We start from the raw sequence: 12,793 nt of genomic DNA, 5'->3' as shown, positions 1-12,793 counted from the left end.
CTAGTTGATTTGGGTCTGAGTGCTCTGAGACTTGTATAAGCCGCCCGGCGCGCCGAAGAAACCACTATCGAGCGGTGCGGACGCCGCATCCCGGTCTACCAGTTGCACTGCACCCTTCAACTCATTGGAAAACAACAGGGATGCACTGCGCGCATTGCCAGCCACCGGTTGGAACGGCTGCGGATGCGACAGGTAGCTCTGCTTGCGCGGCGGGATCGGGATATCACTTGGCGCGATGGCAGGCGCTGAGCTGATGATTGGCTTCGGCTTGGGCAACGGCACCTGCGCGCCCAGCGGCGAGGTTGCAGCCACGGCGCTTTGCGGCAACCCGGCCACAACACGATAAGGCTCATAGGTGTGAAGGCGCGGTCCGAGGATTTGATTGTAAACCAGCGTCCAGTCGATCTTGTTGTTGCTTTTGTAGACCGAGATGCCCTCAGGCGCGGGCTGCTCGGTATTGGCATAGGCCAGCATCCCTGCGCCCTGCCGCTTTTCACCAAAACGGTCAACCAGCTGCTGCGCATCCGGCTTTTCGTTGCGCTTGCAGTAGTCGGGTTCCGGCGGAGGCAGCGCTCCAGCGGTGTTCAGCGAAGAAACATGCGGCCCCTGTCGCCGGTCGAACCCGGTCTCGATCAGCTGCCGCGCAAAAGCCGAGCGTTCCATGGCGCTGGCCGAACCAAGGATCACGGCAATCACGGACCGTCCGCGGCGGGTCGCCGCCAGCGAAACGTTGTAGCCCGAGTTGCAAATGTACCCGGTCTTGATGCCGGAAGCCCCCGGTACCCGCAGCAGATATTCGCGAATGCCAGACTTCATGGTCACGTTGCCAAACCGAATGCCGGGTTTGTTGAGATACGCGCGGTACTGCGGAAAGTCGTTCCACAAGGCCAGAGAGAGGATCGCCATGTCCCGTGCAGAAGAAACCTGACGGTCATCAGGCAGGCCATGGGCGTTGACGAAGTTGGTCTGGTACATGCCAAGGCGCTGCGCTTCCTGGTTCATCAGCTTTACAAACGCGGCTTCAGACCCAGCCACACTCTCGCCAATCGCCATCGCCACGTCATTGGCGGACTTCACCATGATCATCATGAGGGCGTTGTGGGCCGTCACTTGCGTGCCCGGTTTGAAACCCATTTTGCTCGGGGGCAGCTTGTGGGCGTTTTCGGAGATGGTGATCGGGCTTTCGAGCGTCATTTGCCCGCCCTCAATCATCCGAAACAGAACGTAAGCAGTCATCATCTTGGTCAGCGAAGCCGGATACCACTGCCGTGTCGACTGATACTGCTCAAGAACGCTGCCATTTTGCGCGTCCACCACAATCCAGGAGGCCACGTCGGCGCGCGCCTTGTGCGGCAGCGCCAGCACAAACAGCAACACCACGAGTGTTCCCAGAAGCTGACTCAGTTCGAGCAACGACTTGTGCCAACTGGCATGAACCATTTCAGAAACCACCCTTTCAGCACCCTGAGGCCGCATTTCTTCTGCGAGCAAATCAGGGCACACCCTAACGTGAGCCTACGCATATTCCCAATACTTCCGGGGCCATATCCGCTCAATTCGGAGGAATATGGGTCAAGCACGGCAAAAACCCCGGTATCCACTAGGATATTTCAAGGGAGCACGCGATCTGAACGCCGCGCCGCGTTCAGCATTCCCTAACAATCAAATCAATTGGGCCTTCAAGTCTTAGCGGAAAATTGTTTCGGTTAGGTTGCATTAGGGGAAATACGCTACAACCACTGAAAAACAACAGAGGGAAGCCCCCAGATGAAGACCTCAGCTGCGCCCTTACTGGCTTTGGCACTGACGCTCTCGGCATTTTGCGCAAGCGCTCAGGAACAACCCGATTGCGAGGCAACTCTTGATGCGGCCCAGCGCCACATCTGCGCCAATGAGGATTACCGCAAGGCCGCCGTGGACATGCTCAACGCCTACAACGCCGTAGAAGCCACAATTCGCAGCGCCTCCGTTCCCGACGACCGCAAGGCCCTTGCCCTGCAGCGTCTGCAAAACAACCAGTCTGATTGGGTCGCCTATCGAAACGGCACCTGCGATATTGTTGCCAACCTGAATGAGGCCAAGGCGACGCAAGTGGCGCTGTGCCTGACCAAAACAACACAGGCGCGCACGGATCAGCTCAAGCGCCTTGGAGAAAAAGGCGCTGCATTCGAGGCGTCCTCGCAATAGCTCCGCGCGCCACACAACAAAAAGCGCCACGGGTGTGTAGCCCGCAGCGCTTCAAGGGATTCAGAAATGGCCTTCCTGAAAGTCCTTACATGGCAGCCTTGTAGATTGCCGTGATCTCTTCAGGTGTGGCCTGCTTCGGGTTGGTCAGGCCGCATGCATCCTTCAAAGCGTTTTCGGTCAGGGTCGGGAAGTCTTCTTCCTTCACGCCTAGCTCCGTCAAACCAGCCGGAATGCCAATGTCCTTCGACAGCTGCTGGATCGCCACAAGCGCAGCCTCAGCACCTTCTTCAGCGCTCATGCCAGCAACATCAACACCCATTGCCTTGGCAACGTCGCGCAGACGCTCAGGACAGACCTGGGCATTGTAGCGCTCGACGTGAGGCAGCAGGATTGCGTTACACACGCCGTGTGGCAGGTCATAGAAGCCGCCCAGCTGGTGCGCCATGGCGTGCACGTAGCCCAAAGAAGCGTTGTTGAATGCCATGCCAGCAAGAAACTGCGCATAGGCCATCTGCTCACGTGCTTCGATGTCCTTGCCGTTTTCAACGGCCTTGCGCAGGTAAAGCTGGATCAGCTCAATGCCCTTCAGCGCACATGCATCGGTAATCGGCGTGGCTGCCACAGAAACATAAGCTTCAATGGCGTGGGTCAGCGCATCCATACCGGTCGCAGCGGTCAACGAGGCCGGCTTGCCAACCATCAGCTCAGGATCGTTCACGGAGATCAGCGGCGTGGTGTTCTTGTCTACAATCGCCATTTTGATGTGACGCACTTCATCGGTGATGATGCAGAAGCGGGTCATTTCAGAGGCGGTACCAGCCGTTGTGTTGATGGCAATCAGTGGCAACTGAGGCAGGGAGGACTTGTCGACGCCTTCATAGTCCGCAATGCCGCCGCCGTTTGTCGCAACCAGAGCAATGCCCTTTGCGCAGTCGATTGGGGAGCCGCCGCCCAGCGCAACCACAAAGTCGCAGCCCTCTTCCTTGACCAGCTTCACGCCGCCTTCCACGTTGCCGATGGTTGGGTTTGGCTGAGATCCATCATAAATGACAGTAGAAAGGCCGTGCTCGCCAAACAGTTCTGCAACAGACTGAACAACGCCCAGTTTGCTGAGGACCTTACCGCAGACAATCAAACCCTTTTTAAAGCCGCGCGCCTGAACTTCGGCAACCGCGTCTTTCAGGCAGCCTGCGCCCATCATGTTGACACTAGGAATAAAGAACGTGCTGGTCATCGTGCATCTCCCAATCAGCAATGCGCAGGCCCTGCTGAACGCTCCCATATGGCCTCAACACATCTCAACCCATTGAGATCATGAAGGGCCATGGGGCCTGCCTGTTAAGTCGTTCGAGAGTGACGGTAGCACAGGCTAAATCGATACAATTGATCTAGAGCAAATCTAGTATTTTCCCTACGCCGTAAGTAAGGGTTATAGTATTAACCGGTATACAATGCAAAAAATTCAATCATTCTTATTTCAATCATCGCTAATATTGCTCAATGAGACTGAAATCGTCAAGCGCAAGAACTTACCCTAGCTCTATCGATTATTTCATAATTTATCTAAATCCAAATCCAATAAAAGGATGTTGGCAATAAAGAACCGCCCCAAGATAGTAAAGTCCGCGACGGAAACCGAGATAGACTGGCTGGCTGAAGCAATTTGAAAACAAGAATTTTTCTAAGTTTGAGGCCGGTTTTCTGATCTGGATCAATAAGTTCATGGCCTTATGCAGCGCTTGAGGGTATCGTTGAACAAGGACAACTTTTCCGAGGGATCAGGCACCATGTATCGCGTCATCGGAGCACCATTCACCCGCACCTTCAGGGTCATGTGGGTTCTGGAAGAAATCGCAGCGCCCTATGAAATCGAACCGGAAAAGCCGCGCTCAGATCTTGTCAGATCACTCAACCCCACTGGCAAGGTGCCTGTTCTGGTGGACGATGGCCAGGTAATCACAGACTCCACGGCCATCTGCCAATACCTCTGCGACAAGCACGAAGCCCTCACGTTTCCCGTTGCCACCTTGGAGCGCGCAAAGCTGGATGCCGCTCTTGCCTTTGCCAACACGGAAATGGATGGCATCCTTTGGGCCGCAGCCAAACACTCTTTTGCCCTTCCCAAGGAACTGCGCGTTCCCGCCGCCAAAAAGACCTGCCTGATGGAATGGGAAACCCAGACCCTGCCATGGCTGAAAAGCCTGCTAGCGGACAACACATGGATCTGCGGTGACCAGTTCTCACTCGCCGATGTCTTCATTGGCCATTGTCTGGATTGGGCCATGAAGTTCAAGTTCCCCGCGCCCCAAGGCAGCGCCAAGGCCTATGTTGACCGCCTTCACGCCCGCCCCGCCTATCAATCAGCAATCAAACGCGGCCTGTCACTTGCACAGTAAGCCCCTTGGAGGATGAGGCCATGATGTTCGATGGCGTCTATCTGCCAGCTGTTGCCTACGCCGCGCTGGCCTCTTTTGCTTTTGGGGCGGCCTACTATGGCCTTCTGTCAAAGGCGTGGGTATCCGCAGCACGCCTGTCGCCCGAGCAAGCAAAGCCCAAGGTCACCACACTCGCCCTCACCTTGTTCTGCGAGTTCGTGATGGCTTTTGTGCTGGCGGGTGTCATTTACCACACGGCGGAAGTCACATTAGGCAACGGTTTGATTTCGGCCGCGATGATCTGGGTCGGCTTCATGCTGACCGGCCACATCATCAACCACCGCTACCAAAGCGCAAGCTGGGCGCTGACCATAATCGACTCAGGTCACTGGCTAGGTGTTTTACTTATTCAAGGAGCGATATACGGCTACACAGCATCAATCATGGTGCAATCCTGAGGGAATTACTCAATTAATAAAGACGATCTGTAGATTGGTATTAGACTAAATATGTATAATATCGATTTTCTATTGGTATTACGCAGCGTATTGGACGCGATGAATACTAAAATTTACAGGTAACCTACCAAAGTTCGATACTTGACGTCTGGACGCTGTACCTGCGGATAACCATAATGCGCCCTAGGAAAAACAGGCCCAACCAAGGGCCCATCATTCATTGGGGAGGAACGCCATGTCTGGCGAAGTTTTTCCGGTGCCGGAGCAAATCGCCTCTGAAGCACTGATCAACAACGACCGTTATCTGGAACTTTACAATCAATCAGTTTCTGACCCGGATGGCTTCTGGCGCGAACATGGCCAGCGACTTGACTGGATCAAGCCCTACACCAAGGTAAAGAATACCTCCTACGACTATCACAACGTTTCCATCAAATGGTTCGAAGACGGCACGTTGAACGTGTCCGCCAACTGTGTGGACCGTCATGTGCCAACACGTGGTGATCAGCCCGCCATCATTTGGGAGGGAGATGACCCGGCCGACCATAAAGTCATCACCTACACGGAGCTGTCAGATTCCGTAAACCGCCTTGCAAATGTCTTCAAAGCCAATGGTGTCGAGAAGGGTGACCGGGTCACCATCTACATGCCCATGATTCCAGAGGCCGCCTTCGCAATGCTGGCATGCGCGCGCATTGGCGCGGTACACTCCATCGTGTTTGGCGGCTTTTCTCCAGACAGCTTGGCCGGGCGCATCAAGGACTGTCAGTCCCGCTTTGTCATCACCGCCGATGAAGGCCTGCGTGGTGGACGCAAGGTGCCTTTGAAACTCAACACCGATCAGGCCATCGCCAAGTGCGGCGGCGTCGACAAGGTGTTTGTGGTCAAGCGCACCGGCGGCGAAGTTGCCATGCAGGAGGGCCGAGACCTCTGGTATCACGAGGAGATCGAAAAGGTCTCAGCCGAGTGTCCTCCCGAGGAAATGAACGCGGAAGACCCGCTTTTCATTCTCTACACTTCCGGCTCTACCGGCAAACCAAAGGGCGTTCTGCATACGTCAGGCGGCTATCTGGTCTACGCCTCCATGACGCACCAATACGTGTTCGATTACAAACCCGGAGAAGTTTACTGGTGTACCGCAGATGTGGGCTGGGTCACCGGCCACAGCTACATTGTCTATGGCCCATTGGCGAACGGGGCCACGACCCTGATGTTCGAAGGTGTGCCCACCTATCCGTCCGCTTCCCGGTTTTGGGATGTATGCGACAAGCATAACGTAAACATCTTCTACACGGCGCCAACGGCCATTCGCGCGCTCATGGGCGCTGGAGATGAGCATGTCACCAAGACCTCGCGCAAATCTCTGCGCATTCTTGGGTCAGTGGGTGAGCCGATCAACCCGGAAGCCTGGATGTGGTACCACGATGTGGTTGGCGAAGGCCGCTGCCCCATTGTCGATACCTGGTGGCAGACCGAGACCGGCGGCATTCTGATTACACCGCTTCCCGGTGCAACGGCCTTGAAGCCGGGTTCTGCAACCCGCCCGTTCTTCGGCGTGCAGCCCGCCATCGTCGACGGCGAAGGCAACTTCCTTGAAGGGGCCACAGAAGGCAATCTGGTCATCACCGACAGTTGGCCGGGCCAGATGCGCACGGTCTATGGCGATCACGAACGCTTCGTTCAAACATACTTTGCCACCTACAAAGGCCTTTACTTCACCGGAGACGGGTGTCGCCGCGATGAAGACGGCTACTACTGGATTACTGGCCGCGTAGACGATGTGATCAACGTATCGGGTCACCGCATGGGCACAGCCGAGGTAGAGAGCGCCCTCGTTGCGCACCCAAAGGTCTCGGAAGCTGCAGTGGTAGGCTATCCCCACGACCTGAAGGGTCAGGGCATCTACGCCTATGTCACCTTGATGGAGGGAGAAGAACCTTCGGAAGAGCTGCACAAGGAGCTGGTGAAACATGTTCGCGCCGAGATTGGCCCGATCGCCTCTCCGGACCTGATCCAGTTCGCGCCGGGCCTGCCAAAGACCCGGTCCGGCAAGATCATGCGTCGCATCCTGCGCAAGATTGCAGAGGACAGCTTCGACAATCTTGGCGATACATCAACCTTGGCCGACCCATCCGTGGTTGGCGACCTGATCGACAACCGCCAGAACCGTGGTCACGGATAAGAACGCTAAAAATCCGCGTTTCATTCAAACCAACGCAAAAGGGCGTTTCACACGAAGCGCCCTTTTTGGTGAACTTGGCTCAGCAATTACCGAGACAGATAAATATTCTGAATGTCATTGGCAATCGCTGCAAATGCCGCGATCAAGTCATCTTGATCCTTCGCGCTGTAGTAAGTTTCTTTTTCATCCGTAGCACAATCTTTCATTATCTTTGCTGCAGCGGATGTCTCGCTATTGCCAAAGTAAATCGTGTATACCCGAATCTTTTCAAGACCGTTTTGCTGCTCTTTCATAGAAGAACAAATATCTTTAGCAGAATTACCCGACTCAGTTGTAGGTGAGATCCCACATCCGCTTCGTGATACGCGCACCCAACTTGAAGAAGTCTTACAGCTCCCACTTCTATTGTACCTAGTTCCTTTTGGCCTAAATACTCGGTTGAAATCGCCATCTGTCATAAGTACAAGAAACTTGAGGCGATCATCATCAAAATACTCCCCAGGCGCACTGTCTTTATCCACGAGTGTCCAGAGTTCTGACCACTTTGGCGAAAGGGTATAATACCCCCAAGCGACACCGGTATGCCCGGCTGTACCGCCACCGGTAGCCATATCCTCAATTGCCCCTTCAATTTCCGTCTTCTTTGCGCTGAGCGGCATGAGTGGCTTTTTCGAGCAGGTATAAGATCCGCCACCGAAGTAATTGATTTTACCACTTCTTTTTTGAGAAAAGGGCGCATCCGTATCGCTGTCCGCGCCCATTCGTTCGGTCACGCATTTTGTTGTTTGCCCGTCGGACACCACCGCACTGACGGTTGTGTCTTTTGCTTGGTACTTGATGGGAAGCTGCGCATTCACCCCTTCGCTATAGGGCACAACAGATATGCGTACCCGGCTGTTTCCAGGAAGCACGGTATCGTCCAGAAGTGTGTCTACCAGACCCTTAGCTGCTTTTTTCAAGCTTGTAATTCGGTTGCCACCCATTGATCCGGTAACATCGAGCACCAATGCAACTTCAGCGTCTCTCGTGGGGAATGACGCTTCAGAACTGGCAGAAACCGCCAGTTTCCGGAGATCATCAGTATCAGCTCCCATCAAATCAAGATGATGGATAAAAAAGGTTGGCACTTCGGCGGAAGCTGAGGCAACAACACGCCCCTCGGTGTTTATCAGTTCGATATTTCTGTCACCCAAGGTGACATCTGAATACAGCCCCTTGATGTTTGCATTGAAGTAGTCTTCAAAATGCTTCTCCGCTTGGGCTTGTGTCATGAGGGTCGTAGACGCCTTGTAGGCAACCGCCAGCGCCGCATTGTCGATCGCATGATTGATTGCCTGACGCGTGTTAATGGCACGCGCAAAGTCAATGGCAGCTCCCGCCAGCACAATAAGGACAACAATCAAAACCGCGACAAGCGGGAGAACAACCCCCCGTTCGCAGCGGAGGAACCGCGCGAAACGCATAGGAAGATGTACAGCCATCCCCACCCCCGAAATTTAGTTAGGTAGTTGTAGCTCTACCCCATCGGGAGTTTGGGAACTGTTAAAGTTTTAGCGTCTCGCAAAAACTCGTTAAACTGGTAAACCAATCATTACTCTATGGTTCCAGCTCGGTATCCCAATATAGGAAGTCGATCCAGCTTTCATGCAGATAGTTCGGAGGGAACATCCGTCCATTGTTATGCAGATCCTGAACAGTAGGCATATACGGCATCTGCATGGGCCGCATGTTCATTTCCTGCCAGGACTTGTTGGATTTGCGCACATTGCATGGGGAACAAGCGGTGATAACGTTTTCCCATGTGGTCAAACCACCTTTTGAGCGCGGGATCAGGTGATCGAAGGTGAGATCATGGTGCGTGCCACAGTACTGGCACTGAAAGCGATCTCTTAGAAAGACATTGAAGCGTGTGAAGGCGGGGTATCTGGTCGGCTTTACGAAGTTTTTCAGTGCGACCACACTGGGAAGTCGGAAGTTGAAGCTCGGACTTCGTACGCTAACGTCATAGTATGAAACGATGTTTACCCGGTCCATAAACACCGCTTTGACCGTGTCCTGCCACGACCACAGCGACAGGGGATAGTAGGATAAAGGCCTGTAATCCGCGTTCAGCACCAGTGCCGGATGGGTGCCTGCGGGAACCGCAGTAGTCACGTCCTGCTCCTCGTTTGCTACCTAAAGACCAAACAACTAAGTCTACGAATGTCTTCGGTGCGTGGATTATTGTAGGCGCTGGGTGACAGTCTTGTGAAGACAGAACGTGAACCTGTGGTCTACTTTGACTTACCCAAAGGTTATTTTTTGCGACTATACCTTTGTGTTTTCAAGCCTCTAGCGCTTTGCTGAGCAACCACAAAAAAACGGGCATTACGTAGTAACGCCCGTTTGAAACGACTTGTTGCTAGCTGGCTTATGACCAGTTTCGGATATCCACGAACTTGCCGGCAACTGCGGCAGCAGCGGCCATCGCTGGTGACACCAGATGCGTGCGGCCCTTAAAGCCTTGACGGCCTTCAAAGTTTCGGTTTGAGGTTGACGCACAGCGCTCACCCGGAGCCAGTTTGTCGGCATTCATGGCCAAACACATGGAGCAGCCCGGCTCGCGCCATTCAAAGCCTGCCGCCTTGAACACTTCGTCCAGGCCTTCCGCTTCTGCCTGCGCCTTTACCAAGCCAGAACCGGGAACCACCATGGCACTGACGCGGTCTGAAACCTTCTTGCCCTTCACCATCGAGGCAGCAGCGCGCAAGTCCTCAATTCGGCCGTTGGTGCAAGAACCGATGAACACGCGATCGATCTCGATGTCGGTGATCTTCTGACCCGCTTCCAGCCCCATGTACTCAAGCGCCCGCTTCTTGGAATGGCGGCGGTTCTCGTCTTCAATACCTTCAGGGTTCGGAACTTCTCCGGTTACAGACACCACATCTTCCGGCGAAGAGCCCCAAGTCACAATTGGCGGCAGGTTGGCGGCATCAAGGACGATTTCCTTGTCAAACGCTGCGCCTTCATCAGAATACAGCGTCTCCCAATAGGCCTTTGCCATTTCCCAAGCTTGCCCTTGCGGGGTTTTTGGACGGCCCTTGAGGTACTCATAGGTCACTTCATCAGGCGCTATCAGACCGGCGCGGGCACCTGCCTCAATGGACATGTTACAGACGGTCATCCGGCCTTCCATAGATAAGGAGCGGATCGCTTCGCCTGCATATTCAATCACATAGCCCGTACCACCGGCGGTCCCCAGCTCGCCAATGATGGCCAGCACAATGTCCTTGGCCGTCACACCATGGGGCAATTGGCCGTTCACGGTCACACGCAGGTTCTTGGCTTTCTTCTGGATCAGCGTCTGTGTTGCCAGAACGTGCTCCACCTCGGAAGTACCAATGCCGTGCGCCAATGAGCCAAATGCGCCATGGGTTGAGGTATGGCTGTCACCGCAAACGATGGTCATGCCAGGCAGCGTAAAGCCCTGTTCCGGCCCTACAATGTGAACCACACCCTGACGCTCATCCAGTTCTGAATAGTACTCGATGCCGAACTCAGCAGCGTTCTTTGCCAGCGTATCCACCTGCAAAGCGCTTTCTGGGTCGTCAATGCCATTGGAGCGGTCGGTTGTTGGAACGTTGTGGTCTACCACGGCCAACGTGCGCTTTGGATGACGCACCTGCCGGCCAGCCATGCGCAAGCCTTCAAAGGCCTGCGGGCTGGTCACCTCATGAACGAGATGGCGGTCAATGTAAAGCAGGCTGGTACCGTCTTCCTGAGTGCTGACGACGTGATGATCCCAGATCTTGTCATAGAGTGTTTTGGCCTGCGACATTGCGCGATCTCCTGGAAAGCCTTGGCTCAAAGGTTTGGTTCCAAAGCATCATGCCGGACCCGCCTGTGAGCATCTCCTTATTTCTTTAAGAGCTCGCCCGGTTCTTTGCCGCGGCGAGTAATTCCTGAGCGAAGGTGCAATAACCCCTCGCTATTGTTCGGCTATAATGTGCTTAAGCCGCTAAAAAGCGCAAGAAGCCTGAACTTGAGAATCTCTCAAGACCATTGGATGGCAACGCAATGTGGTTACTTGGGAAATTCCTCAGTGTTTTCAGGAATGAGGTCCACGAGCATGATTTCGGGCGGACAATTGAAGCGCAGCGGCAAACGCGAGCAACCAAGACCTGCTGTTACCAAAAGCCGTGTTCCGCCCCTCTCAAACAATCCTTGAGCATACTTGGTGCCGAACCGGGAAGGCACGGTCAAAGCCCCGAGGAAGGGCAGCCGCACCTGCCCACCATGGGTATGCCCGCTCAGAACCAGCCCGACGCGGTCCATCGGCTCTTCAAAAATGTCGGGCTCATGGGCGAGTAAAAGGACGGGGTGCTGGTCTTCAAAGATTTGCGCGAGGGTGCCGTCAAGATCATCAGCCCCTTCTCGGCCCTGCCAAAGTTTCCCGTTGGTGTACTGATCTGCAAGACCAGCCACCCAAATCGCCTCGTTCCCGCCAACAGGAATAAGCCGCGCCTCGTTCTCCAGAACAGGGATTTTAGCTTCAGCAAGCGCTTGCCTGGCGCACTGTAAGTCCTCAAGCCAATCATGATTGCCAAGAACCGCAAAACGCCCCAGAGGAGCCTCCAGCTCAGCGAGCGGCCGTGCCCATTCGTCGGGCTTGAGTTTGCGCAGAAGAAAGGGGGCATGGATGCCGGTTTCAAAGTCACCAAGCAGCATTGCAAGATCCGGTTTCAAACCGTTCACTTGGCGGACAATGCCAAGTATGCGCTGCTCATTCATCCATGGTACGCAAGCGTGAAAGTCACCCAGAGCGGCGACACGCAGCGGATGCGCAAGACCGCGCATGGGCACAGTGTAGCGCCGCACCACAGGCACACGCATCGGCTCCACAAGAACCGCATAGGTCAGCAGGAACAGGCCGAGCAGAGAAAGTGCAAGAAATGCGATCAACATGGCCGCAGCCTAACGACAACGACCTAAGAAAACCAGAATCCGAGACCACAGGAACATGAAAAAAGAAAAGCCCCGCAGCAGCACTACGGGGCTATCCAAAAATCGCTCTGAGCGATCCCTATCTTATTCAGCGGAAGCCTGAGCTTCTTCTGCCTTGGCAGCAGCCTTAGCGGCACGTGCTTCAGCAGCAGCGGTGCGCTGCTCTTCGTTGAGGCGCTTCGCGCGAGCGTTGGTCGCTTCAACGATACGTGCGGACTTACCGCGACGGTCACGGAGGTAGTAGAGCTTCGCGCGGCGAACCTTACCACGACGAACAACGTCTACGCCTTCGATCATTGGGCTGTAGATTGGGAATACACGCTCAACACCTTCGCCGTAAGAGATCTTGCGAACGGTGAAGCTCTCGTTGATGCCGCCGCCAGAACGTGCAATGCAAACGCCTTCGTATGCCTGTACACGGGTGCGGGTACCTTCTGTAACGCGAACGTTTACGCGTACGGTGTCACCTGGAGAGAATTCTGGCAGCTTGCGCTGACCTTCGATGCGCGCCATTTCTTCGGCGTTCAGCTGCTCAATGATATTCATGGCAGTTTTCCATCTTTCAATTGGTCAGAGCGTCCACAAACGGTCCAGCCGTGGGGGACGGG

Annotated in this window: 11 protein-coding genes; 4 read left to right on the top strand and 7 right to left on the bottom strand. The window is 54.7% G+C overall.

The genetic code is table 11. The features are described 5' to 3' along the window. Positions 1-1,440: a D-alanyl-D-alanine carboxypeptidase family protein gene (locus Q3Y58_RS16380; RefSeq protein WP_319622971.1), complete on the bottom strand. Its 1,440-nt coding sequence runs from the start codon at positions 1,438-1,440 to the stop codon at positions 1-3. Between the two features lie 327 nt (positions 1,441-1,767). Between Q3Y58_RS16380 and Q3Y58_RS16375 the strand changes: the two genes are divergently transcribed. Continuing rightward, the gene (locus Q3Y58_RS16375) at positions 1,768-2,187 is read left to right on the top strand and encodes a lysozyme inhibitor LprI family protein (protein WP_319622970.1); all 420 of its coding nucleotides are present in this window, start codon (positions 1,768-1,770) and stop codon (positions 2,185-2,187) included. Positions 2,188-2,272: 85 nt separating this feature from the next. Here the strand turns inward: Q3Y58_RS16375 and yiaY are convergent, their stop codons facing one another. Next, the gene (yiaY, locus tag Q3Y58_RS16370) at positions 2,273-3,421 is read right to left on the bottom strand and encodes an L-threonine dehydrogenase (protein ID WP_274217635.1); all 1,149 of its coding nucleotides are present in this window, start codon (positions 3,419-3,421) and stop codon (positions 2,273-2,275) included. A gap of 517 nt (positions 3,422-3,938) precedes the next feature. Here yiaY and Q3Y58_RS16365 point away from each other — a divergent pair. From Q3Y58_RS16365 to acs, 3 genes are all read left to right on the top strand, one after another. Beyond that, positions 3,939-4,583: a glutathione S-transferase family protein gene (locus Q3Y58_RS16365; RefSeq protein ID WP_319622969.1), complete on the top strand. Its 645-nt coding sequence runs from the start codon at positions 3,939-3,941 to the stop codon at positions 4,581-4,583. 20 nt (positions 4,584-4,603) lie between these two features. Beyond that, positions 4,604-5,020 (top strand): DUF1761 domain-containing protein, encoded by a 417-nt coding sequence (locus Q3Y58_RS16360; protein WP_319622968.1) that lies wholly within the window; start codon positions 4,604-4,606, stop codon positions 5,018-5,020. 235 nt (positions 5,021-5,255) lie between these two features. Next, on the top strand, positions 5,256-7,202 hold the full coding sequence (gene acs, locus Q3Y58_RS16355) for an acetate--CoA ligase (RefSeq protein ID WP_319622967.1): 1,947 nt from the start codon (positions 5,256-5,258) through the stop codon (positions 7,200-7,202). Between the two features lie 86 nt (positions 7,203-7,288). Here the strand turns inward: acs and Q3Y58_RS16350 are convergent, their stop codons facing one another. The 5 genes from Q3Y58_RS16350 to rplS all read right to left on the bottom strand — a co-directional run bounded on the left by Q3Y58_RS16350 (position 7,289) and on the right by rplS (position 12,731). Next, positions 7,289-8,683 carry a pilus assembly protein TadG-related protein gene (locus Q3Y58_RS16350; RefSeq protein WP_319622966.1) on the bottom strand — a complete coding sequence of 465 codons (1,395 nt, stop codon included), beginning with the start codon at positions 8,681-8,683 and terminating at the stop codon, positions 7,289-7,291. A 115-nt stretch (positions 8,684-8,798) separates the two neighbouring features. Further along, a complete protein-coding gene (locus Q3Y58_RS16345; protein WP_274217640.1) occupies positions 8,799-9,356 on the bottom strand; it encodes an HNH endonuclease in 558 nt (185 codons plus the stop codon). Between the two features lie 256 nt (positions 9,357-9,612). After that, entirely contained in the window at positions 9,613-11,019 is a 1,407-nt protein-coding gene (gene leuC / locus Q3Y58_RS16340) for a 3-isopropylmalate dehydratase large subunit (RefSeq protein WP_274217641.1), read from the bottom strand. A gap of 245 nt (positions 11,020-11,264) precedes the next feature. Further along, entirely contained in the window at positions 11,265-12,146 is an 882-nt protein-coding gene (locus tag Q3Y58_RS16335; protein WP_319622965.1) for a metallophosphoesterase, read from the bottom strand. A gap of 123 nt (positions 12,147-12,269) precedes the next feature. Further along, positions 12,270-12,731 (bottom strand): 50S ribosomal protein L19, encoded by a 462-nt coding sequence (rplS, locus tag Q3Y58_RS16330; protein ID WP_274217643.1) that lies wholly within the window; start codon positions 12,729-12,731, stop codon positions 12,270-12,272. Between the last annotated feature and the right edge of the window lie 62 nt (positions 12,732-12,793).

The organism is Nesiotobacter zosterae (genome assembly GCF_033843645.1).
GTDB lineage: Bacteria > Pseudomonadota > Alphaproteobacteria > Rhizobiales > Stappiaceae > Pseudovibrio > Pseudovibrio zosterae.
This window is presented reverse-complemented; position numbering and strand designations above follow the sequence as displayed.

What these genes read in the sequence shown, in the direction of transcription:
- yiaY (WP_274217635.1), bottom strand. Translation starts at nt 3,421, where the DNA reads ATGACCAGCACGTTCTTTATTCCTAGTGTCAACATGATGGGCGCAGGC.
- Q3Y58_RS16350 (WP_319622966.1), bottom strand. Translation starts at nt 8,683, where the DNA reads ATGGCTGTACATCTTCCTATGCGTTTCGCGCGGTTCCTCCGCTGCGAA.
- acs (WP_319622967.1), top strand. Translation starts at nt 5,256, where the DNA reads ATGTCTGGCGAAGTTTTTCCGGTGCCGGAGCAAATCGCCTCTGAAGCA.
- Q3Y58_RS16360 (WP_319622968.1), top strand. Translation starts at nt 4,604, where the DNA reads ATGATGTTCGATGGCGTCTATCTGCCAGCTGTTGCCTACGCCGCGCTG.
- Q3Y58_RS16375 (WP_319622970.1), top strand. Translation starts at nt 1,768, where the DNA reads ATGAAGACCTCAGCTGCGCCCTTACTGGCTTTGGCACTGACGCTCTCG.
- rplS (WP_274217643.1), bottom strand. Translation starts at nt 12,731, where the DNA reads ATGAATATCATTGAGCAGCTGAACGCCGAAGAAATGGCGCGCATCGAA.
- leuC (WP_274217641.1), bottom strand. Translation starts at nt 11,019, where the DNA reads ATGTCGCAGGCCAAAACACTCTATGACAAGATCTGGGATCATCACGTC.
- Q3Y58_RS16380 (WP_319622971.1), bottom strand. Translation starts at nt 1,440, where the DNA reads ATGGTTCATGCCAGTTGGCACAAGTCGTTGCTCGAACTGAGTCAGCTT.
- Q3Y58_RS16335 (WP_319622965.1), bottom strand. Translation starts at nt 12,146, where the DNA reads ATGTTGATCGCATTTCTTGCACTTTCTCTGCTCGGCCTGTTCCTGCTG.